Here is a 24962-nt window from a genome sequence, read left to right as displayed (position 1 = left end):
CTCCGGCTAGAGCGGCCGTATCACGACGCGCAAATCGCAGACCAGGAAATCCTCCTCCGCAAACGCACGAAACTGCGGGGCCATCTTGGCGCGCGGCAGCGGAAGCGCGGGCCAACGCTGCTCCGACACCACCTCGACGGCGAATCCCGCGGCCTTCATCTGGTCGATCATTTCGCGCGGGCGCAGCCGGTTGGTGTAGAACCCGCTGCCGCTGAATGCCTTGGATTCCCAGATCGCGTCCGAGAAGCGGAGGTTGTTCAAGCCGCCTCCGAGATGATCGCGGAAATCGATGCTGTGGACGCCGATGGCGTCGGGCGCGGCCACCCGCCGAAGCTCCTGCATCAGCGCGGAAAAATCCGCCCGCGGGACGTGCTCGAGCACCACCTGAGACCAGAAGAAATCGACCGAGCCATCCGGAATCGCGGCCAGCGATCGGGTCCCCTCCGTGAGGTAGACCACGTTGGCCTGATCCATCGCCTCACGGATCGTTGCCCCGGTGATAGACGGCGCCGGCATGCCACGCGATGTCAGGATCGCCATCGCCTCGCGACAGTTCTGAACGTCTGTTTCGGCAAATGCGCCGGCATCGACCAGCCACGCACGACGGGCGCCGAAGGCCCGGGCGACAAAGCCGGAAAGCACGGAATCGCCGGGGCCGAGTTCGAGCGATTGAAACTGCGCCGGCATCTCGTGCCGAAGTTGCGCGTCCTTGAAGTGACTTTCGAACGCGGCGATCGCCCGTTCGGGCACCATCATCTCGCCGTGGCGGAAAATGCCGATACGTTTCCAGAATCCATAGGGGACGGGAAGGCGCGCCAGCCCGAGTTTCGCGCCCAGTTTCACCCACCAGGGCAACCGCGAGATCACACCCATTGGCGAATTCTCTGGTGCCAGATATCAAACATCAGGATTGTCCAAAGCTGTCCGCCGCGGTTGATCTTGCCGTTCAGATGCTCTTTCCACGTCGCCGCGATGACGCCGCGGTCGAGATAGTCATCGCCGTGACGAGCCGCGGCAAGATAGCTCGCCGCCCATTCCCTGAGAGGCCCCCTGAGCCAGTCGTCCACCGGAACGCCAAACCCCATCTTGGGACGGTCGAACATCGCGCGCGGAACGTAGCGACCGAGCAACCGCTTCAGGATGTGCTTGCCGGACCCGTCTCGGAACTTCATGTCCAGCGGAATCTCCCAGGCGAACTCGACCAGGCGGTGATCCAATAGCGGGACGCGAGCCTCGAGACCCACCCGCATGGTGGCACGATCGACCTTCGTCAGAATATCATCGACCAGATAGCTGCTGGTATCCCATGCCATCTGCTGCGCCGCGGCGGGAAGATCGGGAACTTGCGACGCCGGGGGCAGCATCAGCGCCGAGCCTGCACCAAAGCCCTGCGCCATGACGGCTTCTGGATGGGGCCATTGGGCGATCAGCCGCCCCTGCAACTCGGACAGGGAGGCCGCCGACAGCACCGAACCGATCTTCTGCATCTTTTGTCCAGGCAATGCGGGGCGCGCATTCCCAGGCAACATCGGTCCAAGCAGGTCGAATATCCTGTCCCAGCCGGCCGACGACGGCGCGGCGATGGCCGACGCCGCCACGCGTCGCAGCGGGAGCGGAATCTTGCTGAGCCGGCTCCAGTAGTTCGAAACGAACATGTAGCGATTGTAGCCGCCGAACAATTCGTCGCCGCCGTCGCCCGAGAGGCTCACAGTGACCTTTTGGCGCGCCAGCTCGGCGACGAGGAAGGTCGGAATTTGCGAGATGTCTGCGAAAGGCTCATCGTAGATGTCGGGAAGCGACGGCACCACCGCCAGCGCATCCGCTTCGGTGATGTAGAGTTCGGTGTGATCTGTGCCGAGATGCGCCGCAACCTCGGCGGCGTAGCCGGCCTCATTGTAAGCGGCACTGTCGAAACCGATCGAGAACGTCTTGACGGCCGACGAGCTTCTGGCCTGCATCAGCGCGGTCACGACGCTGGAATCGATGCCACCGGACAGGAAGGCGCCCAGCGGAACATCGGAAACCATATGCTGGGCGACGATATCCCCCAACCGGGTATCAAGCTGATCGAGAACCTCGGTCTCGTCCATCCTCAGATTGGCGAAACCGCGTGCAACCGTTGCATCGACCGACCAGTAAGGCTTCGGTTCGGACAGATGCCCACCGCTGAAGGTGGCGATCGTCGCCGGCGGAAGCTTGAAAACCCCCTCGAAAATGCTCAGTGGCGAGGGAACGTATCCGAGCCGCAGGAATTCCGAGAGGCCGCGACGGGAGATCTCCGGAAGGCTGCCTCGCCAAACAACGATCGGCCGCAGTTCGGATGCGAAAGCCAGCGCACCGTCGATCACTGAGTAGTACAGCGGCTTGATGCCGATGCGGTCGCGGACCAGCGACAAGGTCTTGTCGCGCCGGTCCCAGACCGCGATCACGAACATGCCCGCCAGCCTCGATATGGTGTTTTCGATTCCCCAATGGTCGAAACCCGCGACGATGACTTCGGTGTCCGACTGGCCGTGGAACGGATAGCCGGCGCGCAGCAGCTCGTCGCGCAGCTCCAGGTAGTTGTAGACTTCGCCGTTGTAGGACATCGCGAATCTGCCGGACGCCGACACCATGGGCTGAGCGCCGTGCGAGGACAGATCGATGATCGACAGCCGTCGGTGCCCGAGCGCGACCTCGCCGTCCTCGGACAGCCAGTGCCCCTCTCCATCCGGGCCGCGATGCGCGAGCGCATCGGTCATCCGCTTCAGGATCTCGAACTCGACCCGGACTCCCCGGGCACTCGCGACGCCGGCGACACCGCACATTATGTCGGTCCAGCCCGGCGGCGCGACGAGATCGTCTTCAATATCGGCGAAAACTGCGCGGCGATGGCGGACCACGCCAGCACCTCGGTCGCGTGCCTCTTGGCCCCCTCGGCGCAACGCGACCTCAGTTCGTCGTCGTCGATGAGGCGGCCGAGAGCCGCCGCGATCGCGGCGGGACTGGTGTCCGCGGCGACGATACCGGTCTGTTCGTGCAGCACCTGCTCGGCAAGACCGCCGACCGGCGTCACGACGGCGGGAATTCCCGCCGCTCCGGATGTCGCCAGCACACCGGACTGGCTGGCGCCGCGATAGGGCGCGACGACGATATCGATGTCCTCGAAGACCGCACCAACCTCCTCTTCCGGAATCCAGCGGTTGTCGATGCTGACGTCCGCCAGTCCGTCGAGCTGAGCGCGATACTGCACGATATCGCCGGGCCCGGCGATCCGCAGGGCGATGTTCTTGCCCTCGCCCTTCAGGAGCCGGTAGGCCTCGAGCAGCAGGTCGAGCCCCTTGTATGGCAGCAGCCGGCCGAAGAACAGCAGTTGCAGCGGTGCGTCTGTCCGGGCCTGCGCGGACACGCCCCGCACCGCATAGGGAAACACGCCGAGCGGGATCACCCAGACGCGGTCGCGGGGATAACCGCTCATTTCAGTGACCAGCTTCCGGGTGTTCTCGGTCAATGCAATGATGCCGTCGCTGGATGCGATTTCGCTGTCGAGCATCCGCTTGCGGATAGCGACATCGTCGCCCGCATGAGGCAGCGCGTCGTGCAGCACCAACAGATAGACGACATCCTTCGGCTTGCGCCACAACACCGGCACATCCCAAAGATGGCTCATCGTGCAGACCACGACCGAAATATCGTGCTCGCGGACGTATTTCCAGAATTGCGCTCGGATCAGTGGAAGCCGCGCGAGCGAGAGTAACGCCGTGGGGATGCTGTTGTACGTATCGATATGAAAGCCGGGCAGACCGAGGCCGTCGAGATCCGGGAAAATATCGCCCTGCTTCGACAACGACAGATGCAGTCGAAGCCCCGGATCCTTCTGCAATTCCCTCACCAGTTCGTAGGTGTAGCGCACGCCGCCGCCGCGGCGCCCCCAATGCCAGATCATCACGTTGCGGCGCGTTGTCCCCCGCGCCGCCGACACGCCTGCCGCGCCCTCGCTCGGTGACGACCCGGCGCTCATGCTTTCGTCCCGCGATACACGCAGTGAATGCAGACCGGAATCAAACCGGCCTCTATTCGCACGGATTCGAGCAGGTCCGCCGCTCCGACGATCCATCGATTGGAAGCCAACGCTGTCGGCACCAGTCTGAACAAGCGCGACGTCCCCTTGACGCCATGACGAGCAAAGCTGCGAACGATCGCGCCGCCCGTGACCAGTCGCTCGTTGCCGTAGACGAACCGCTCACCGGTGGCCTTGTCGGTCTTGTCGATGATGGTCCTGAAGCCGCGGATGCGAAACATCTTCCACTGGATCAGCGGATTCCAGGCATTCGGCTCGACGATGACCAGAGACCCGCCCGGCGCCAGCAGGCGGGCGATCTTTGCGACGATCTCGTCGCGTGGTTCGAGATGGTGAAAGGTGTCCTTCATGTAGATCAGGTCGTATTGCGCGTCGGGAAGGTCGAGCAGATTGATGCGCTGAATATCGACCTCGACGGGCGCTATCCGAGCGCTCACGTGTTTCGTGAGCAGCTTGGCCGCGGTGGTCCATTCGGACTTCACGTCGATGCCGGTGACCCTGGCGCCGTGCAGCGCGAGCCAATGCAGATCCGAACCGATTCCGCAGCCGATCTCCAACACCCGCAGACCGGGACGGACCAATCCGATCACGTCCGAAAGCCGCCGATCATAGGTGCGCCAAAGATAATCGCTCGAACCCGACGCCTGGAAATATTGAGGATAATTCGCGCGAAAGGGAATTTGATCCTGATCCACCGAATGCAGGCACCAGGCGAAAAATGCCGACGGCGACACCAGGGCAATATTCGCATCGGTCATTGCAGCGGCCTTGAGTGAGGTGATCGACATCAGCTTTGGCGCCGTTCCCGGAGGGGAATGCCAGGGTGCGAACCCTATAAGGTCCTATCCCTGAGAGAACAAGCTGGTCTGCAACCAGCTGACGGCATTGCGGAAACGAAGGCGCCGCGAACGAGGCGGCGGAACTTGCGCCATCGGGATTTGCACGGCGGCTGCCGACGGCCCGCGCGTCGGCGCGCACCCGCTCAGGTTGTCGGCGTCGGCCGGCGCTGAACGCCGAAAATCAGCCGGGTGAACTTCCGCTCGCCGGTCTTGCCGTTCGGCGCAACGGGTCCCGCGACCACGACACATATCAAGATGATCGTCGTCAGATAGAATCCCCATATCTGTGGCACGTAGGGAATATTGACGAGCAAGGCCGGGAAGAACGCCAGACCACACAGCCAATAGGTCAACGAATCGGCATCGGTGGCGGCGTACAGGGCCTTGAGCAGGAGCCGCACCGCCAACACCGCCAGGAACAGGCCGAGCAATACGAGCCCCAGAATTCCTGTATCGACCAGCGCGTTGAGAAACATGGTGTGCGGCGACGGAAAGCTGCTTTGCGAGTAGCCTCCGACACCCGCCCCGTAGCCGAACATCGAATTCAGCACCTTGGACAACGTCTGCAGCCACTGCGCCCACGGCACCCAATTGCCGGATTGCTCTCTCAGATCGTTCCCGATCGAGGACAGGAAAGGAGCGGCGCCCATGGTCTCGGCGATCAATCCGACACGGTCGTGCACGTCGAAGAAGTGGCCTTTGAAACTCAGCGTGGCGGCCTCCTGATCGCCGAAGAGGGCACGGATCGCCGCCGGAAACGAGTTGTAGAAGAACCCGGCATAGGAGGCGACGATCGTCGACGGAAGCAAGGCGACGGTCCGCCATCGCATCTCTCGTCGCAACAGCAGAGCCAGCAGCATCACCGCGCCCGCGATCCGCGCGGATCTGCTGCCGGACATCACCACCAGCCATGGCACCAATTGCAGATACAACATGACCAGCGTCGACCTGATCCTGTTTCGATGCATCCACAGCAGCGCCACAGGTACGCTGATCAGCAGGAACATCCCGAAATTCACCGGTCCGGGAAAAGTGGACTTGATGCGTTCGTAGAACGCCAGGCCGAAAACGGTGTCGTTGCCTTCGTGTGACTGAAACAGGAACAGAAGCGGGATCGTCACGAGGCAGATCAGGCCCTGGGCGAGAAAACCTCCGACCGCGCCTTCGAGCATATCCGCGAAGGCCTTCTCGCGCCGCTCTGCTGCGCCCGAAGTCGTCACGAGAACGACGGCGAAGGCGCCGAACAGGATCAGAAACGCCAGCCCGACCTTGAGTTGCCAGAGGTTCTGGAACAGGAACCAGTTCAGGGTGGTCGAAACGGCACACACGGCGAGATACGCGACGTAGATCTTGACCGCGCCGCAATCGCGAAAGCTTCTCGACCTGGGGCCGGTCACCACGAGCGAGATCGCGGTGAGCACGATCACCAGGTGGGCGTATTCCTGGATGAACGGCAGCAAGGGAAGCTTCGGAACGACCCCGATGGCTCCGGACACCCCCAAGAGCCAGTAGGTCCACTTTCCCTGCACCAGCAAGGCGACCGTCGGCAGCAGGAAAGCCGCGAAGATCGATGCTCTGACCCAGAGTGGAATATCGAGTTCGGAAAATTCACCGCTACCCCAATCGAGATAGCTCGAGCGGACCACCGCCCAGACGAACGAGACTGCCACCAGCCAAGATATCGTTGAATACTTGATCGAAATATCGGTGACGCGAAACCACCGAGGGAACGAAAGCCGAAACTCCGACGCGAAAAACTGTCCTGACCGCTGCAATGGAGTTCCCCAGACCGATCCCGAAGGGAAATCGAGGTCGCTAGCCCGCCTCGTTCAGATACGTCGACGAATTTCCATTGCGATGGACGATACGATGGCCCTACACCGCCCTGCAATCAAAAAGAGCAGTCGTCCCGAAAAGCTTTCCACGCCCCAGCAAGTAATCGATCGAGACAACCTCGAACCCGACGAGCTTCAGGAAGTAACCGACGAGCTCGTGGTTTGGCACAAAGATATGCTGATCATGCAAGGGATGGTTGGTGTTCCAATTTGGACCAAAGAACCCGCTGAACCGCCCGGCCACAGCATAGCCGATGATACTGCGCAAATTATGCACGTTCGGAAACGTCAAGATCAATCGGCCGCCCGGCTTTGTCAGCCGGCGCGCCTGAGTGAGGAATTCGTACGGATTGACCAAGTGTTCCAGTACCTCAGTCGCGGTCAGCACATCGAAGGTCGCGCCGCCCAGCCGATCCGCCCAACCGGCCTGGCTGAGGTCGATTTCTTCGACCCTGCTGACTTGCGGCGGCACCTGGACCTTCCAGCCGACGCCGGTCAAGGAATCGAAACCCAACTCCTTGAGACGAACCAGTAACTCACCTTCGCCACAACCGAGATCGGCGATGCGGGCATGCTTGTCGGGGAAGAGATCGACGATCCTCTTGCTGACACCATCGCGAATTGCCAAGCTGTTAGGATCGTTCATTGGATCTCAACCTCCACCAAATCCGTCGGATCGCCATGATGGCCGTGATCAGCGGTTCGGGAAGCCGGTGCTTCTGCAACACCATCCCGAACTCCCGCATGCTCAGATCCAGATTGGTCGCCGACACTCCGTCCTGACGCATCACGGTCATTTCGACCGGGATATGGTTGGCAGGAAAGCGGTCGACCAGTCGCAAAATCATATCGTGGTCGGCGGCGACCCGGAAGCCGACGTCGTAAGTTCCGACCGCCCCGTACTGAGCCGCCGAGACGACGAGAGACGGATGCGGCAAGTAAGCCGAAAAATACAGCGGCCATTTTCGGAACGGGAAGCGCTGGACGACTCGTCCACCATTTGCGTCGGCCCGAATGAGGTCACAATAGTTGACTGCATCCTCTTTCAGCTTCGGAACGATGCGGGCCAGCACATCGTCCGACGCGTAGTAATCGTCCGAATTGAGCAGATGAATCCAGCGGCCACGCGCCATCCCGATGCCCTTGTTCATCGCATCGTAGATGCCCTTGTCGGGTTCGGAAATCCAGCGCACCGAAGAGCCCGCGGCGTTCAGAATGTCGAGCGTCCCGTCCGTCGATCCGCCATCGACGACGATATGCTCGAAGTCTCGGAAGGTCTGGCTGCGAACACTGTTCAGAGTGTCGGACAGGGTGGCCGCGCTGTTGTACGTCACCGTCACGATCGAAAGGCTAGGCGCTTGACCAGGATCGCGCATCGATTCTTTTCGTGTCCACTGCTTGGCCCAAATTCCCTTGCAGCGCTATACTCGTTCTGTCGGGCAGCAGCAACATCCGATATGCTTCGGTCGCGGGCCTGCGAAACAGCGAAATCCGCGCGAGACCGCAGCGGGAGGGCCAGGACGACATGCACCATGCAGTTCACGGACAGAACTATTCCAGCCTTAGACCGAAGCCTCGCGCGAGACCCAGCTTGCCGCCTTTCTAGGACGACCGCATGAAAGACGCGCCATACCGAGCGCTGGGCGGCTTCCGCTTCGCTCTAGCAGCTGCCGTCGTGCTGAGTCACACTTGGTTTCTGAGCTTCACGGACAGACGCTTCGTTCAGGACCTCGGGATCGGCAACGTCGCGGTGATGGGCTTCTTCGTGCTGTCCGGGTTCATCATCTCCGAGGCGGTTGATTTCTTCTATCGAGATCGTCCGGCAGCGTTCCTGAGCAACAGGTTTCTCAGATTGGCGCCTCCCTATTGGGTCGCCGCCGCCCTCTCGATTGCCGTGCACTGGGCGTTGTTGAATGCCTGGACGCTGAGATTGCCGGACTATTCGTCGAACCCGAGCAACATGTTCGACATGCGCAATCTCGCAGTCCAGATCACCGGAATATTCCCGATCTTCAATGTCAACCAGTTTCTCCCGCGGGAGGAATGGTACTACTTCGTTCGCTTTGCCTGGGCCATTTTCGTCGAGTTCGTATTTTATTATTGCGTCGCAATCTGCATCGCCCTTTGGCCGATCGCGAGAAGAATCGTCGGCATGCGAGCCTATCTCGCTTCGATCGCGGCCGGGGCCATCGGCCTGCATGTTTTCAGCGAGTACGTTCGTCACCTTCACACGAGCTTCGCTTTTTTTCCCTACTTCGTTCTTGGCACGAGCATCTATCTGCGCAAGGTGTATCGCGATACGCTCGCCAGCGGGGTGATGGTCGTTTCTTATATTCTGATCGCCATCCACTTTCTTCGCTACACGCAGGGTCAGCTTTCGCTGCACGTCGACTGGTGGAGCGGCGCGGTTCGGCCCGTCGTGTTCATCCCCACCCTGGCAATGTTGGCTGTGCCGTTCCTGCTCGCATGGATATCGACAATTCGTCTTTCTGCGAACTGGATAAAGCTCGATCAATCGCTGGGCGATCTGACTTACCCGCTGTATCTGAATCACTATGCCGTCTTGGTTGCGGCCTATTCTTTGTTTCCGGAGCCCAACCCGATCGTTCAAATTCTCACGGTGGCGATATCAATCGTTGCATCATACGTCTTGCAGGTCTTGGTCGAGGGGCCGATGTCGAGACTGAGAGACCGGATCAGGGGGCGGCGTCTCGTCGTGCCGCGGTGATCTCGACTGGAATTCCATGCGATACTCTGCTGCGGAATTTTATCCAGCGATCTCCGAGCTGATCGATCCCCGATCGGACCGGTTGCCGTTTCGCCTGCCCGTCCATTTCAGAAAGACATAGCACGCCCACAGCAGCTGGGAATGATCGGCTCGCAATTCGCGGTGCTCGGTCGCAAATCGCTCGATGGCCCGCGAATCCAGCGTGGTCTGGCGGGCGGCCAGGTCCAGAAGCTCGTCGCGGATACGGCCATCCCTCATCCATTTGCGGATCGGCAGCAGGAATCCCTTCTTGCCCCGGGTCAGGATTTCGGGCGGCAGGTCGGAGCGGAAACTCTCGCGCAGTATGTGTTTGCGCACCCCGCCGTTGATCAGGAACTTGTCGGGAAGCCCCAGCGCAAACGCCACCAGCCGCGAGTCCAGAAAGGGCAAGCGCACTTCGAGTCCGTGCTGCATGCTCGCCAGATCGACCTTCTTCAGCATATCGGCCGGCAGATTGAAGCGGATGTCCGTCACCAGCATGTCGCGCAGCGTGTGGAGGTCGAGGTCGACGAGATCGCCCGGCAGCGCGCACGCATCGGCGTTCGAAAACCCGAGCGACTGCAACTGCTCCGGCGACGCGTAGGAGCGCCAGGATAAATATTCCTCGCCCGCGGTATCCCGCATATGCATGCGGAAGAAGGCCGCCGCCCGCAACTTCGAGTTGCCGATGCTGGCGGGATTGCCGTGTGTCGGCAGGCGGCGGAGCACCCGCTTGATCCAGCCCGGGATGCGCGCACTCACCTGCATGGCCGAATACACGCCGTATCCGGCGAACAGCTCATCGGCGCCATCGCCTCCCAGAATGACCTTCTCGCCGACATGCGAGCACAGAAAGGCCGTCGGAATCAGCGATGCATCGGCATAGGGTTCGCCCAGGAGCCCGAGGGTCCGGTCGGTGAAATCGGCGAGCCGTTCCTCGGTCACGTCGATCACCCGATGGTCGATCCGGGGATAGCGGGCGGCCAGCAATCGCGCATACGGACTTTCATCGAACGCGGGATCGTTGGGAAATCCGATCGAATAGGCCGTCATCCGGTCGCCGGCGATCCCGGCCGCAATGCTGGCGATGATCGAGGAATCAAGCCCGCCGCTGAGAAAGGTCGCGATCGGGACGTCCGAGGCCGCCAGGCGCTGTTCGACGGATTCGGTCAGCAGCCGCCGCAATTGCGTCTTCGCGGCGTCGAACGACGGCTCGGCCTTCCGGAGCGGGGCGCCGCCGGTGGTGAGCTGGTAGTAGGAGCCCTCGCGGATCGTCCAGTCGTCGACGGTCAGTTGCAGCCAGCAGCCGGGCTTGATCTGCTTCATCCGCTCGAACGGCGTGAACGGCGCCGGCAAATAGGAAAAGCGGAACAGCAGCGGCAAGGCGGCCCGATCGATCACGAGATCGCCGTCGCCCGCCAGCCGTTCGATCGCCGGAATCTCGGACGCGAACAGCAGCTTCTCGCCATCCTCGAACACAACCATCGGCTTTTCGCCGTAGCGATCGCGCGCCAGCGTCAGGCGCCGCGCGCTGCGGTCCCAGATCGCAAACGAGAACATCCCTTCCAGGGTCTGCAGGCAATCGAGTCCGTCGCGCGCGAAGGCCTGGAGCAGAACTTCCGTGTCGGATTCCGTGCGGAATACACAGCCGCCACGCTCGAGCTCCGCACGCAGCGCGCGGTAGTTGTAGATTTCCCCGTTGAAGACGATGCTCAGCGGCCCCAGATGCATCGGCTGCGTCGATCGGGGATCGAGATCGATGATGCTGAGCCGCCGGTGCCCCAGAAAGACGCCGGCTTCGCGGTGTTCTCCCTCGGCGTCGGGCCCGCGATGCGCCAGGGCGGCGAGCGCAGCGGCGCCGATCGATGGTGCCAGCAGTCTGTCGTCGCGCCAGATGCCGCCCGCCAATCCACACATCAGGCGCCCGCCAACAGTTCCGCATACATCGCGTGATATCGCTCGACATTCGCCGCGATCGAATACTGCTCCTCAACGCGCTGCCGCGCCCGGCGACCCATTCTGGCCCTCAATTCGGCATCGTCGATCAGCGCGATCAGCCTGGCGGCCATCGCATTCGGATTCCGCTCGACAATGAATCCGGTGTCGCCCTCGATGTGACATTCGGAGACGCCGGGCGCATCGACCACGACGCTCGGCAGCCCCAGCGTCATGGCTTCGAGGACGGCGTTGCTCATCCCCTCCACCTCGGAGGCATGAACGAAGATATCGCTGTTGACGATACGGCAATTGATGTCGGTGACGTGGCCGGGGAACCGGACCTTGTCGGCGATGCCCAGCCGCCCCGCCAGGGCGATCAGATTGTCCCGCTCCGGTCCGTCGCCGGCGACGATCAGTTCGACATTCGGCCGTTCGCGCACCAGCACGGCGAACGCCTGCAACAGAAACGCTTGGGCCTTGTGTGGAAGCAGCCGTGCCGACGAAATCAGGGTCACGATCCCGGGCGGATGATGCCTTTCGCAATCGGCCGCGGCGCTGACAAAGGCCTGCCAATCGATGCCGTTCTCGAGGGTCAGCACCCTCCCGCCGCGAACCAGCGACGTCAGCGACGCGGCGGTCGCCACGGATACGCCGGCGACGACGTCGAACGGCCTGTAGAGCAGCTTGAAGATCGGATGGGATCCGGCTTCCGACTTGGTGCCGCGGTGGACATAGACAAAGCGAATGCGCGGCATGAACCATGCCGCGAGCCAGCACGCGGCGGCGGCCTGAATGCCGTGCGCCACGCAGATTCGATGCCGACCCGCGGCCAGCAGATACAGCATTCGCACCTGAAGCACCGGAAGCACCAACAGCAGCAGCAGCATCTCGCTGCGCAGCGCAGGAAACACCGGCGCCTTCAATCCGAGCACGATCTTCTGCCGCAATCCCGGAATTCGCGCGAAGTAGTCCTCGCATTCGGGGTTGTTGTAGATGGAGAGGAAGGTGATCTTATAGCGGGCGGGATCCTCGGCCGCGAACAGCCGCGCCAGCTGACGCTCGCCGCCATGGACGCCATAGGTTCGCAGGACGTGCGCGACTGAAACTGGCATGGGGGGCTGCGCGGAATTTCTGGCCGGTCGAGTGGTTGGAGCGTCGTCCGTCACGGACGGCTTCGGATCAATTCCGTCGCCGGATCGGTGGCCCGGCCGATTTGCATCCATCAATGTCGTCGCCCGGCGGTCTTGTCAATTTGCGAACGAGACGCCTCGGCGAGTTCCTCGAACAGGGCGATGTAGCGTCGCGCACAGTCCAGCAGGTCGAATCGGGTCTCCGCAAGCCGGCGTGCGGCGCTCCGCACGTGTGCAGCATCGGGGCGATCGAGAAGGCTGGCCACCCCCCGCGCGAGCTCCGCATCGTCGCCCGTCGATGCCAGATAGCCGTTCACCTGATGGTCGATCGCATCCGGGATACCGCCCGCGGCAAATGCGGCGACCGGCGTCCCGCAGGCGACCGCCTCCAGCACCACGTTCGGCAGGTTGTCTTCCAGAAACGGCGCGATCAGCACGTCCGCGGCGGAATAGATCTCCGCCAGCCGTTCCTCGCTGCCGATGCTGCCGAGGTGATGGACGGGGTAACCGGCGATCGAGGTGGCGGCCCCCTGGGTGGCGCCGCCGAAAACGACCAGCGAGAGATCCCTGCGGCCGGCAGCCGCGAGGTTCTCGATCGTCCGCAGCAGATGCGCATAGCCCTTGCGCGGATCGTCCGTCGCGCTCAGAGCGCCGAACAGGACGATCGTACCGCTCTCCGGCAGTCCGATCGTGTGGCGCGCCGCCAGCCGGTCGCGCGGCCGAAACACCTGCAGATCGACACCGGTCGGAATATGTTCGATCCGCCGGCCGCCAAACAGGCTGGAACGGCCCGCCAGACCGGCGATCCAGCGGCTCGGGGCGACGATGGTCAGATCGAGGTCGCCATAGGCGGCTTCCCGCGCCCGCAGGCCCCTCCGCGACAGATCGTGCTCCTCGGTGCTGCCGAGCTGCGGACAGCCCCCACAGGCCCGCTCGAAGCCGGAGCAGCCCCCGGGATAATGGCACCCGCCGCTGAACGGCCAGATGTCCGAAAGCCTCCAGACCAAAGGTGCTGCTATGCCCTTCAACTGCCCGAAATTCAGAAAGGCGCCGGCGATCCAGTGCGCGCAGACGACGTCGGCGCCGGCGATCAGCCCACGGTCCAGGTGCCCATAGCGCAGGCACGACGGCGAAAACGGCGTTCCGAGCCGGTGCGGATAGCTCCTCAGCGTCCGCGCATTGAGATAGGCGACCACGTCGCTGCCAAGCCTGCCGACACCGGGCCAATGCGCCGGCACGACCGACGGATCATCGCGAAGCTTGCGACCGACATGGAACGTCGAGCGAAGCCCGAGCGTCTGCAAATTCTTGTGGATGCGATAGGCCGCCTTGTTCGCTCCGCCCTCGCTGTCGGACTGGGCCAGATGCACCACCGAGAGCGGCTTCATGACGAGGAACGATCCATGCTACTTGCGCGCGATGGAAATCAGCGATTGTGGCTTGCGAAAACGGTTGAGCAGGCCGGAGACACGGTAGCGCAGCATCGAAACGTCCGGCGACCGCGGCTGCGAAAATGTCCTGGCCTCGGTCTTCACCTCGCGGAAACCATGCGCCGACAGGCACTCGCTGAGCGAGGCCGACGACCAACTCCGCACATGCTGCCACCTGTGAAAGACGACATTCGACACGGGGCAATAGACCACACTGTCCTCGAGCACTTCCTCGTTCGGCGTCGTCACAATCAGCTGGCCGTTCTCTTTGAGGAGCTCCCGCGCCTGCTTCAACGTCAGGTCGAGCCAGCGGTCGTCCAGATGCTCGACGACCTCGAGCAAGAACACGGCGTCGAACCGGCGCGCTCCTTTGACGAGATCATCGATCGTCGCAAAGCCCAGGAAGTTCTGCCGCGATCCCAGCTCGACCGCCGAGCCCATCGTTTCGAGCGAAATATCGGCGCCCTGCACCACGAATCCCGCATCGAGCAAATGCGGGAGCAGATGACCCGGACCGCAGCCGTAGTCGAGCACGGTCGCCCCTGTCGGCAGTCCGCTGCTGACATATCCGACGACGTCGCGACCTTTTTGATAGCTGAAGTAGTTCTCGGGAAACTGCGAATGATAACCCCAAAAACGAGACAACGTCTCGTTGTCCCATTGCAGCGGAGTCGGACGTGGCGTGGCTGGCATGATCAATCCATGGCTTTCGCCGAGCACGAGACGGCGGGCTGCTCGAGCGGGGCGAGATAATCTATCGCAGCCGGCTGTTCCGCCCAAGCTGCAAAGTCGTCCAGATCGGCGTTCGCGGCGACTTCGCCGTCGGTCGCGACGGTGGGCACCAGATTCTGAAACAGCGGATCGACCGGGTCGGCGCCGATCACCGTCCTGAAACTTCGGTATATCCAGGGCCGGAGGGCGAACAGCGCGTGCGCATGAACCCTGGCGCGGCGGACCTGCGCCGGATCGAGCCGCTCGATGGTTTCGAGGTGCGCCAGTCTGTCCAGATATTGCGCGCGGCTGGTGCAATCTTCGGTGAATCCGAATCCCGAATAGCGCCCTGTTCCAGCAGTCACCACCGGCACCCCGAAGCACGGCAGCTCATAACCGATGCTGCCGCGGACCGTGATGCCGACGTCGACCATCCTGAACAGCGACATCGTGCTGATCTTGGTGTCCGCCGGCAGAATCTTGACATGGTCCGGCAATGCGCCGATGTGCTCGCGGATCAACCGCAATTCGCCGTATTCGTCGGTGGTGCCGGAGAGCTTGCGCTTCCAGATATTGGCCGGATGCAGCTTGACCAGCCAGTTCAGCCGCGGATTGGCGACCGCGGCCTTGACGGTTTCGATGAACCATTCGCCGTAGTTCTCGAATATGTCCTTGCCGTAAAACAGATTGGCGTCCCACAACACGTGCGAAAACAGCACCGCCGTGGGCTTGGACGGATCGAGACCGAGCTGTGCGGCGACCTCGTCCGCGGAGATATCGACCGTGCCCGGCTGATTGCGCGCCTGCACTTTCCAGGCGCCACCGTAGCGCTGCTCGAATTCCAGATCGAGCCTGCGATCCTGCTCGCTGCCCCACGGCTGCTGCATCAAACGATCCAGCGTCTCGGGCGTGATCGAATTCGGATGAATCCGACGCGTGATCGGCGTCAGTTTCTTCTGCACCAGGGCGTCCTCACGGGACGGCTGCGTGAAGTGAATCGTCGGGATGGCCCGCGCAATGGCGACATCCACGAACGGACCGAGCACGTGGTAGTTCGGCTCGTTGACCAGGATCAGCGCCGGCCTGGCCCGCGCAAGATAATCCTCGGCGGCGTGCACGAAGCACACCGACTGCGCCAGCAGTTTCAGCAACGCCTCACGAATCTCGGGATCGCGCGGATCGGGCGCCCCGTCGAACTGCCGGCGCGAGACCGACGACAGCAATTGCGGACCGATCCACGCTTCGCGATACGTCCAGGCCATCACCGACTGGAAATCCATCGGCGACGCCGCCCGACGTTCCGTCTCGGCAGCCATTGCGCTGCGCGCCCGCTGTCCCGCGACGAGGTCCTCGAAGGCCACGAAATCGGTGATCCCGTAAGCCCGGAAAATCCGTTTGGCATGCGAGTAGAGATTCGAGGTCAACACGCTCACGCGCCAGCCCCGCCGGCGCAGCGCCAGCGCCTGCATGCATTCCAGCTTCGTGGCGTAGGTGTTGTTCGACATGCTCAACACCAGCAACAGCGGAGCATCCGCCGCCGGCGCGGGCAAGTCACGCGCAAAGGCGGCGTTTCGATACGTCGTTCGCGCGTCCTGCCACAGCTTCAGCCCGCCATGGGGTGGTCTCACGACGCTGGCGATGTCCGCAACCGGACCGGCCAACGGCGTGCGGCGAAGCATCTCGAACAATCGCGACATCACGCATAGCCCGTTCGCAACAGATGATCCGCGAGCCTGAGGTCTTCCGGCGCATCGATGTCGATCGACGAAATTTCGTCCATTTCAAAGCCGATCGTCGGATGGCCGTAGAGACTGCCCGAGTCGAGAACGGATGCGCGCACGATCAGGATGGCCGGCCCGTTTCTACCGAACAGCACCTCCTTGTCCTGACGTCGCGTCTTTCCGATATCGCCGCCGAAATACGGGACCACCTCGCCACCCTGCTCGCGCATTTGACCTTCGGGCACGAAGCGATGGGGGACCCTCACGAGGCTGACCAGGGTCGCCGCCTGGCCGGCGCGAAATCTCTGGACTGCTTCCCGGACATGATGGGCGCGGCGGAATGGCGACGTCGGCTGCAGCAAGACGAGCGCCTCGACGTCCGTGCCGTCACGGCGCAGATGGGCGAGGCAGTGCTGCATCACCCCGAGCATCGGGGCCGCGTCCCCGGCCAACTCGGCCGGTCGCCTGAACGGCACGTCCAGCCCCAGCGCCCTGCCCGCGTCGGCGATCTCATCGTCATCCGTCGAGAGCATGGCGACGTCGATCACCTGCGACTCCAGCGCGGCCTGCGCGGTCCAGGCGAGCAGCGAACGGTCGCCGCACAGCGCGAGATTCTTACGCGGGATGCCCTTCGACCCGCCGCGTGCCGGGATGACAGCAGCGAGCGTCATCTCACCAGCGTCCGCGTCCGGAGGCCGTGACTCAATAGGTGATACACTTTTGGACGTCCACCCTCTCCGTGACGAGTATGTCGGCGATCTTCGTGCCCGCGGTTCCGTCTCCGTAAATCGGATCCATCGCGTAGCGGCCGTGCTCGACTTGCCTGGCGATCGCATCGGAAATCTGTTTCTTGTCGTAGCCGACGTCGATCACGTTGTCGCCGCGGTCACGCATGTGCTGCCGGGTGCCGATATTGACGACCGGAGTGCCGATATAGGCGCCCTCCCTGATGCCGCTGCTCGAATTGCCGACCAGGCACGCCGCGGAACGCATCAGATTGACGTAGGTCTCGATCGGCAAATTCTTGAAGAAGTGCATTCGGTCGTCCAGCTTGCGCTCGCGCCACTTCCGAATACCACGGGAGATATCGTCGGACCCCGCGTCGGCATTCGGCCACAGCACGATGGCCGCGAGGCCCTGTTCGCGAACCGCCTCGAGCGTCAGCGTGATCTGCGCCTCGCCGGTTCCGTATTCGGTGGTCACGGGATGCTGGGAAACCAGAGCGAAGGGCTCATCGACCGAAAACTGCTGGCCGACCCCCAGATCAAACAGACCGGCATCGAGTCCGCCGCTCGAACGCCCGAGGATTTCCGCAACCAGGTCGATGCGCGGACAGCCGACCATATGGACGTGCCGAGGCAGTTCGCCGAGCTTGATGATGCGTTCGGCCGCGCCCTGGCTCGCCGGGAAATGGATATGAGCGAACTTGGTGACGGCGTGCCTGATGCTCTCGTCGATGGTACCGCTGACTTCACCGCCCATGGTGTGAGCGACGGGAATATTCATGTAGGCGGCAGCCAACGTCGTGGCCATCGTTTCGAAACGATCGCCCACGGTGAGCACGACGTCCGGCCCGAGTTGCTCGAACAAAGTCGGAAGTTCGATGAGCCCGAGCCCGGTCGATTTCGCCATGGTCGCGGGGGTCTCGCCCTCGATCAGCATGGTGACCCGCGCGTGCGGCCGGAAGCCGTCCTTCTCGATCAGGTTCACCACCGATCCGTATCGATCGAGGACCGCGGAGGCGGCGACGATCAATTGCAGTTCGAGCGCAGGATGATCCTGGATCGCACGCATCGCCGATTTGATGGAACTGTAATTGGCACGCGACCCGACGACCACGCAGATTTTCCGTTTGGTCATTCGAAGTCCTCGTATGCGAACTTGTGGTCGCGCGGCAACGCCCGAACGATGCGTCGCCCGATCACGTCCTTGTACTTTGCCGCAGAGATCCCGTCGCCCGGCTTCTTGAAAGCCAGATGACGCATCTCGATTTCGGTTGCGGCCGGCAGATCGGTCGCCGAGACGATGCTCTTCTCGAAGATCAGCTTCATGTCGGACAGCGACGACAAATCGTCCTTGTCGACCGGGCTGGCGATGATCCGGGCGGTCTCCTTGAGCTCTCGGCAAAGCCGCCGAAACTCGTCCGGCTCCATGCTGTTCTTCGCATCGCTGCCGTACATCAGCTTGGAGAATGTGAAGTGCTTTTCGATCACCGTGGCGCCGAGGGCGACGGCGGCGATTGGCGCCGCAAATCCGAGCGTGTGGTCCGAATAGCCGACGGGGATGCCATAGCGCTCTCTCATGACGCACATCGCATTCAGTCCCACCTGCTCCGGCGGACAGGGATACTTGGAGGTGCATTGCAACAAGGTGAGCGCCGATCCGCGCAGGGCGCCGACCGCCGCATCGAGCTCTTCCCAATTGCTCATGCCCGACGACAGAAAGACCGGCTTTCCGGTCTGCGCGATGCGGCTGAGCAAGGGAATATTGCTGACTTCGCCGGAGGGAATCTTGTAGGCGGCGACACCGACGTCTTCGAGCAGATCCACCGCTTCGAGCGAGAACGGCGAGGACAAAAAGTCGACCTTCGTTGATTTCGCGAGCGCCGCGAGCGCGCGCCACTGCTCGGGCGAGAACCCGGTCCGCTTGAAATAGGCAGTGCGCGGCTCTGCCGAGAAGTAGGAGGGCGACGGCGCGTTCGGCAGCGTTTCCGCCTCTGCGATATGGGTCTGAAACTTGACCGCATCCGCCCCGCATTCTGCGGCGGTCTCGAGCAGACGGCAGGCATTGCCGAACGACCCGTCGTGAACCGAACCGATTTCCGCAATGATATACGGATTACTTGTTGCGGGCATGCTTTCAAGCTTTCTAGGCGGATGTACTCCTTGGAGCCCGATGTGGGCATACCGGAGTGCGAAGATTCAATCAAGGGCGGGCGGCGGTCCCGGAACGCGCGGCGCCGCCCCCTTGCTCAGCGCCCCAACAGGCGAAACGACAGCCCGTATAGTTTGGTACTCGCGACCGCCAAACCGAGGTTCCAGAGCGTTCTGACAGCGGCCGGTTGATGCAGGCCGAACTCCGGACGCCAGAGCCCCCGGAACATCCCCCTCCGATCCGCATCCAGAGACAGAACGCCGAGTGACGACACATCCAGCGATCGTTGTGCATCGGCTGCGCTGGCGAAGTTCATCTCGCGGTTTCGCAGTTCGGTCCAGCGCGGCCCGGGCGCTACGATCGCATGCTCGTAAAACGCCTGCTTGCCGCCAATCTGCTCGAACAGAGCGCGCTCGCCGCTACCGATCGTCAGATTATGCAACGCGACGACTCGAACGCGATCCGTGGTGGCCGCCGCCATCATCGAGATGGCCGGCCAACCTTTCGGGCCGTCAGCCAGGAAGCCGACCGGACCATCCGGCGTTCTCTTCGTCCAGCGCCCGAACTGCTCATACGCACTTCCCTTGATGAGCTCGATCGGCCAGGGCGACAGCCGCCGCCGGCACGCGGCCGCACGCGCCGCGTCATCCTCGAGATCGATCGAGATGATCCGACGGCCATCGCGGCTCGCCCAATCTCCGAGGATTTCCGTGGAGTAGCCGTCCTGACGACCCGACTCGACCACGGTCGTGACGCCTTCCACCATGCATTTTGCGAGGAAGAACGCCATCTCACTCGGAAAGATCGCTCCCTCGACCCATTTCTCGACATAGCCATTGAGCACGAGTTCTGCCGTCACTTCCGCCGCATCGCGAAGCGCCGATTCCGTATCTTTCTTCACATCGATCATGACGTCATTCTCGGAGCAAGATGGTCCCGCCGGACTCACGAATGGGCGGCTTTGTAGAGCCTGTGGAGCGCATTGAGCATTTCGGCAAGCCGCTTTCGCTCGACCGCGATCGTCGCAACCACGACAACGCCAAAGAATATCGCACGAACGGGCAACGAGGGTTGCAGCGCGGCTGACAGTAACCACGACAAGGCGATCAAGACAATTCCGCCGAACGCCCAACCATCCTGGAAAACCATCGGTCCGGCGAACTTGCCCGATTTCCAGCGCAGATAGCCGCGAAACAGCGCGGCTTCCAGGATCAGCGCGGCAACCGCGCCAGACAGTCCGAGTTGTAGACCGATACCGCCGAAACTGCCGATCACGAACGGCAGCGCGGCCAGAATTGCCAGCGAAAGGATGGCACGCGTACGGCTCACGAGCGGGGCCGCGCCGCGGGCATACAGCACCGCGGCTTGCGCGCGCCCCGATATGTGGACGAGAAGCACAATCACCAGCCAGGGTACATACAGCGCAGCCGGCGTCAGACGATCGTTCGTCAACATCGACACAAATTCCGTTCCGGCACACACGAAACCGACGCCGAACAGCGTGAAAGCCATGTGCACCGGCGTCCAGGCAGCCTCCGTCCTCGCGAAGGCGCGGCCGTCCTCGCGTGATTCCGCCAGCGAAACCGACCAGACGTTATGAGCAACGGCGTTCGACGCGCTGAGCAACATGCCGTAGTACAATCGCGCATGGCTGAGGATGCCGACCGCCGCCAGACCGAGATGGCTTCCGATCAGAGCATTCTCGCCGATCCCGCGCGCGCCGTCAGTCACACCGGCAAAGGCCGCGGTGGGCGCGTTGTGCCGGACGACCCGCAGCCAACGTTTCGTCGGCGAAGCCCACGGCTGTGCGCCGAGTGCTGCGACCGAAACCGACAGCGCGGCGAGTTGCCCGATCACGGCGCCGCCGAACAGCGAAACCACACCCAGATGCAGCCCGAACAGACAGACAAGCGTGCCGACAAACGTCCCGATCGCCTGCGCCACCATCTGCGCCGCGATCGCGTTGCCGCGACCGCTCACCGAAAACACCGTGGTTGCGAGCGCGGACGCGGCGCGCAACGGAATCAGCACGGCGGTCAACCCGACGATCGACCACGCGAAACCCTTGCCGTCGGCGTCGCCGAGGAAAGCGCCGAGCTGCGGCGCCGCGATGACGAAGACAATCGCCACCGCCGAGCTCAGGCAAAACGACACCACAAAGAAGCTCGCCAGCATCGCGCGACGCTCGTGGGCCGGCTCCACAGCGTAGTGCGCCGGCAACGCGAGACTGCCGCCGCCGTCGCCCAGCGCATTGGCGAAGGCGGCGACCGACATCAGCAGGGCGTATGTGCCGAAATCGGCCGCGGTGAGCACCACCGTGGTCAGCGGCAGCAGCGCTATCGCGAGAACGACCTGAACGCAGGTCGCGATCAGAAACACGATCATGCGGCCGGCCAAGCGGCCGCGGATCGCGGCGATCAGTCTCACCGCGCCGGATCGGCTGCGGCGTCGGACGTCCCGACGCAAACGAAAGACATCTGCATCCCCGTCTGAACGAAAGGCTCGAACCGGAACCGAGGATGAGCCTCGCGGAACTCCCGCCAGGCTCTCCGTTCACCGCGGTCCGGATCGGCGACGAAGCAATTCCAGTCGTCGAACACGATGATCGTGCCGACCTGCAGAAAATCGACCGCGAACGACAGAATCGGAACCGTCGACAGATAGAGGTCGCAGTCGACATAGATGACTGCGGCTTTTCTGGGTAGCAGCTCTTGGGCAAGGCGCGGCGTCAGGGATTCCGAATAGAACCCCTTGACCGTCCGCAACTGCTCGGCCGGGATTCCGTGGCGACGGCAGATCCGGACGAAGTTCTCCTCGGCGGTCGCCAGCTTCCCTTTCTGCCAGGCCTCCTGCCGATCGATCGCGGCGATCTCGGGCAGGCCCTCGAACGAGTCGAAGCCGATATATTGCCAATCGAAGAGATGATGGAAGCTGTCGTAAGCGAGCCGCATGGTCTTGGCCGAGAAGCAGCCGAATTCCATGTAGTAACCTTCGATCGGCCGATTGACGTTCGCGAAACGAGCGATGCACAGGAACAGGTACTCGCGTTCGGCGTCGATATGCCTCGCATAGGTCCGCAACCACCTTCCGCGCGCCGACAGCCGCGATATCTGCAGCATCCGAAACGTATCGCGCACGAGCGGTTTCCAGCTGTCGGGAAACAATCGGTAAGCCGGCAGCAATGCGGTTCTCAGACGGTCCAGCCAATTGATCGAGCCCATCGGATTCACTTCTCAGATTGCAGAACAGAGATTGGCGCTCGACATCACCGATCGGCTCACCCGACGCGCTGGATGTCTTCGATCCAGGCCTCGAGCAACGTCATTTCAGCGGCGGTCACGAGACCGAGACCGAGCATCGCTTCGTAGCACCGATGCAGATCGTGGGCGATATTGGCCACGCCACCCTGCAACGGTAACTGTTCCAGCATCAGCCGAATGCGATGATTGTTGAGATAGCCCGGGATCTCGTCCTCGAAATCCGCCATCAGGTCGTGTTCGTTGCGATCCTGCCACACGGTCGGGCCGTGAAACAGAATGTGCCAGCCGTTCTGCCACGCGATCCGCTGGGCGATCAGGCTGCGCCAGATGTCGGTCACCCGGAAGTTGCAGGTGGCGGGCAGATACATCAGCGGGAATGCGTCCGGCCACCAGCTGGTGTTCTGACTGTTGAACGGACACCAGGCCCCTTCGCCGAACGCCACGGTCCGATCGGTGCGAAAATTCTGCGGCAGCGTCAGGGCGAGCCGGTAGATCGCATCGACGTCGGGGTTCTCGTCGGCGAGCCCCTGCTGAATCGGACTGTCGACGTCGCCGACCGGCAACGCCTCCCATTCCGGAACGGCCCGTTGAATATGATCGAGCGGCAGACCTCGGGGCCAAATGTTGCTGTCTGAAAAATACCGATAGGCGTTGACCCATCCGGCGCCGGCAACCGTCGGCACGGTCTGACGACGACGGCGCTCCTCGAAGAATGCCGGCCGCGGAAAGTTGTCGTCGTCCGTTTCCGCGATCATTTGCGCGCCACGACTGATCGCCGACAGGTATCCGACATTCTTGCGCGCATAACTCGCCATCGGGGCGACCCTGGCGTACTTCAAGCCGGACGAAAGCTGCTCGTCGATGCTCAGAAATCGACATCCGTCGATCGCAAAGCCGTCGGGAGTCTTGGTGTCTCCGACCACGATGAAATCGAATCCCGCGGGGTTCGCATCCTTGGCGATCGCCTTCATCACCGGATTCGGCGCGTTGATCGACGTGACGATTATGGCTTGATTCATTTCGGCTGAACCGTGTAATAGTGGCTGGAAATGAAGGCTGCGCTGACTGTCGGGGCTGATTTCAGGCAGCTGTTCTTCGCAAACAATCCCTCGGATATCAAGCAAAATGCGCCGCGGAAGAGTGGCTCGGCGACAGCCCGGCATGTCCTGCGCGAGCGGAGGATTGTCGTTTGAGTCGACGTAAGCGCATCGTGCTGTGCACCTTCGGCGTTCCGGATGAGCGGGACGGCGCAAGCCTGGTTATCATCCACAATTTCATCGCACCAATTCGTCACGCCGACGTCGATGTACTGCACGTCGTCCTGCTCGACGCCGACCCGAAGAGCGAGGAGGCCTGCGACGCGTATCGTGCCGCAGCCGGCAACGATCACTTCCAGATAGTGGTCGCCCGGCCGGCGAAGCTGGTTACGCAAGGCGCCACCTCGCATCGGCTGAACCGCGCGGGAACCGAAGATGCACATGCCGCCGCCAACGCGTTCCAAGCGGATCTGGTGATCGCCTTCGATATCCTCCCGGCCTGGTTCGCGACGACCATCACAGCGCCACGCAAACTGGTGTGGCTCGGCGATCTCAACTTCGAGACGACCTACTACCATGGCCTCTACAATCTGCAGGAACATCCCTGGCAGATCGTGACCTTCGCGAAATATTGGCTCGCCGCTCGGAATTGGCGACGGGTCTATGCCGATGTGCTGGCGCAGTTCGATGAGGTCCTGGTATCAGCCGCATCGTCCGTCAAGCAGATCGCCGGCCTCGGGCTGAGCAACCACAGCTACCGCCCCTACCCTTGGCCGGTGAACGACGCGCCGGTTGCACCGCATGCCAAGCCGGCGGTGCCGACATTCATGTTCTTCGGCAACCTGGTGGGACTGGGATCGCGCTCCGCGTTGCATTTCATGATCGCCAAGGCCTATCCGAAATTGATCAGACATTGGGGACCGAACGGATTCCGCATTCTGATCGCCGGCCGAGGCAACATCCCTTCGTGGTTCGCTTCCGCGATCGCCGACAAGCCGGAGTTCGTGCAGGTCGGTTTCGTCGAAGACCTGCCCGCGACGCTGATGGCCTGCCACGGCGTGCTGGTCCCGATCGACGTACCTGTGGGCAACAGGACTCGTGTGCTCTACGCGATGAGTCAGGGCGCGCTGGTCATCGCGCATCGAAATGTCGCGCTCGGAAACCCGGCTCTGGTCGACGATCAAACGGCCGCGCTGGCCGGCGACGGCGACGCGTTCGTCGCGCGCATGCGACGCGCGTTCGAGGACGAGGCGTGGGCCCGGCGCATCGGCGAGGCAGGCCAGCGCGCATATCGCGAGAATTTTCACCCCGACCGCGCCGCCGGCGATTTCATGGCGAGAGTGACGTCCCACCTCGTCGCGCCGCGATGACGACAGCGACC

The 24962-nt window shown here is 62.6% G+C and carries 21 protein-coding genes; 2 read left to right on the top strand and 19 right to left on the bottom strand.

Annotated features, from left to right (window positions below):
• Window positions 1-6: 6 nt before the first annotated feature.
• From RPB_RS07800 to RPB_RS07770, 7 genes are all read right to left on the bottom strand, one after another.
• Window positions 7-873: a class I SAM-dependent methyltransferase gene (locus tag RPB_RS07800; RefSeq protein ID WP_041798073.1), complete on the bottom strand. Its 867-nt coding sequence runs from the start codon at window positions 871-873 to the stop codon at window positions 7-9.
• Complete coding sequence (asnB, locus tag RPB_RS07795; protein WP_198135165.1) at window positions 864-2882, bottom strand: asparagine synthase (glutamine-hydrolyzing); 2019 nt, start codon at window positions 2880-2882, stop codon at window positions 864-866. Before asnB (RPB_RS07795) ends, RPB_RS07800 begins: the two co-directional genes overlap by 10 nt.
• Window positions 2807-3892, bottom strand: coding sequence for a glycosyltransferase family 4 protein (locus RPB_RS23765; RefSeq protein WP_198135164.1), 1086 nt, complete (start codon window positions 3890-3892; stop codon window positions 2807-2809). The genes asnB (RPB_RS07795) and RPB_RS23765 overlap by 76 nt, the downstream gene beginning before the upstream one ends.
• Before the next feature lie 104 nt (window positions 3893-3996).
• Window positions 3997-4848 (bottom strand): class I SAM-dependent methyltransferase, encoded by an 852-nt coding sequence (locus tag RPB_RS07785; protein WP_011440444.1) that lies wholly within the window; start codon window positions 4846-4848, stop codon window positions 3997-3999.
• A gap of 194 nt (window positions 4849-5042) precedes the next feature.
• Window positions 5043-6674: an O-antigen ligase family protein gene (locus tag RPB_RS07780; protein ID WP_011440443.1), complete on the bottom strand. Its 1632-nt coding sequence runs from the start codon at window positions 6672-6674 to the stop codon at window positions 5043-5045.
• A gap of 100 nt (window positions 6675-6774) precedes the next feature.
• Window positions 6775-7380: a class I SAM-dependent methyltransferase gene (locus RPB_RS07775; protein ID WP_011440442.1), complete on the bottom strand. Its 606-nt coding sequence runs from the start codon at window positions 7378-7380 to the stop codon at window positions 6775-6777.
• Window positions 7367-8110: a glycosyltransferase family 2 protein gene (locus RPB_RS07770; RefSeq protein WP_011440441.1), complete on the bottom strand. Its 744-nt coding sequence runs from the start codon at window positions 8108-8110 to the stop codon at window positions 7367-7369. Before RPB_RS07770 ends, RPB_RS07775 begins: the two co-directional genes overlap by 14 nt.
• 239 nt (window positions 8111-8349) lie before the next feature.
• Between RPB_RS07770 and RPB_RS07765 the strand changes: the two genes are divergently transcribed.
• Window positions 8350-9462, top strand: coding sequence for an acyltransferase family protein (locus tag RPB_RS07765; RefSeq protein WP_011440440.1), 1113 nt, complete (start codon window positions 8350-8352; stop codon window positions 9460-9462).
• A gap of 39 nt (window positions 9463-9501) precedes the next feature.
• On the opposite strand, the gene asnB (RPB_RS07760) is transcribed toward RPB_RS07765, so the two are convergent.
• From asnB (RPB_RS07760) to RPB_RS07705, 12 genes are all read right to left on the bottom strand, one after another.
• Window positions 9502-11388, bottom strand: a complete 1887-nt coding sequence (gene asnB, locus RPB_RS07760; RefSeq protein WP_041798070.1) for an asparagine synthase (glutamine-hydrolyzing) — start codon at window positions 11386-11388, stop codon at window positions 9502-9504.
• Window positions 11389-11396: 8 nt separating this feature from the next.
• Window positions 11397-12584, bottom strand: a complete 1188-nt coding sequence (locus tag RPB_RS23760; protein ID WP_198135163.1) for a glycosyltransferase — start codon at window positions 12582-12584, stop codon at window positions 11397-11399.
• Window positions 12585-12640: 56 nt separating this feature from the next.
• On the bottom strand, window positions 12641-13936 hold the full coding sequence (locus RPB_RS07750) for a glycosyltransferase (RefSeq protein ID WP_011440437.1): 1296 nt from the start codon (window positions 13934-13936) through the stop codon (window positions 12641-12643).
• 18 nt (window positions 13937-13954) lie between these two features.
• Entirely contained in the window at window positions 13955-14671 is a 717-nt protein-coding gene (locus RPB_RS07745; protein WP_011440436.1) for a class I SAM-dependent methyltransferase, read from the bottom strand.
• Window positions 14672-14673: 2 nt separating this feature from the next.
• Complete coding sequence (locus tag RPB_RS07740; RefSeq protein WP_011440435.1) at window positions 14674-16386, bottom strand: hypothetical protein; 1713 nt, start codon at window positions 16384-16386, stop codon at window positions 14674-14676.
• A complete protein-coding gene (locus RPB_RS07735; RefSeq protein WP_011440434.1) occupies window positions 16386-17081 on the bottom strand; it encodes an acylneuraminate cytidylyltransferase family protein in 696 nt (231 codons plus the stop codon). The genes RPB_RS07740 and RPB_RS07735 overlap by 1 nt, the downstream gene beginning before the upstream one ends.
• A gap of 31 nt (window positions 17082-17112) precedes the next feature.
• Window positions 17113-18270: a UDP-N-acetylglucosamine 2-epimerase gene (neuC, locus tag RPB_RS07730; RefSeq protein ID WP_011440433.1), complete on the bottom strand. Its 1158-nt coding sequence runs from the start codon at window positions 18268-18270 to the stop codon at window positions 17113-17115.
• Window positions 18267-19265 carry an N-acetylneuraminate synthase family protein gene (locus RPB_RS07725; protein WP_011440432.1) on the bottom strand — a complete coding sequence of 333 codons (999 nt, stop codon included), beginning with the start codon at window positions 19263-19265 and terminating at the stop codon, window positions 18267-18269. Before RPB_RS07725 ends, neuC begins: the two co-directional genes overlap by 4 nt.
• Window positions 19266-19381: 116 nt before the next feature.
• Window positions 19382-20194: a hypothetical protein gene (locus RPB_RS07720; protein ID WP_011440431.1), complete on the bottom strand. Its 813-nt coding sequence runs from the start codon at window positions 20192-20194 to the stop codon at window positions 19382-19384.
• 35 nt (window positions 20195-20229) lie between these two features.
• The gene (locus RPB_RS07715) at window positions 20230-21711 is read right to left on the bottom strand and encodes a lipopolysaccharide biosynthesis protein (RefSeq protein ID WP_011440430.1); all 1482 of its coding nucleotides are present in this window, start codon (window positions 21709-21711) and stop codon (window positions 20230-20232) included.
• On the bottom strand, window positions 21708-22421 hold the full coding sequence (locus tag RPB_RS23755) for a TylF/MycF/NovP-related O-methyltransferase (protein WP_198135162.1): 714 nt from the start codon (window positions 22419-22421) through the stop codon (window positions 21708-21710). The genes RPB_RS07715 and RPB_RS23755 overlap by 4 nt, the downstream gene beginning before the upstream one ends.
• A 140-nt stretch (window positions 22422-22561) precedes the next feature.
• The gene (locus tag RPB_RS07705) at window positions 22562-23668 is read right to left on the bottom strand and encodes an STELLO glycosyltransferase family protein (protein WP_198135161.1); all 1107 of its coding nucleotides are present in this window, start codon (window positions 23666-23668) and stop codon (window positions 22562-22564) included.
• Window positions 23669-23733: 65 nt separating this feature from the next.
• On the opposite strand from RPB_RS07705, the gene RPB_RS07700 reads away from it, so the two are divergent.
• Window positions 23734-24951: a glycosyltransferase gene (locus RPB_RS07700; RefSeq protein WP_011440427.1), complete on the top strand. Its 1218-nt coding sequence runs from the start codon at window positions 23734-23736 to the stop codon at window positions 24949-24951.
• The last annotated feature ends 11 nt before the right edge of the window (window positions 24952-24962 follow it).

Origin of the sequence: Rhodopseudomonas palustris HaA2, assembly GCF_000013365.1 — a bacterium.
In the GTDB taxonomy this organism is placed as follows: domain Bacteria; phylum Pseudomonadota; class Alphaproteobacteria; order Rhizobiales; family Xanthobacteraceae; genus Rhodopseudomonas; species Rhodopseudomonas palustris_J.
The sequence above is the reverse complement of the archived record's forward strand: the minus strand, read 5'-3'. Positions and strand labels throughout refer to the sequence as shown.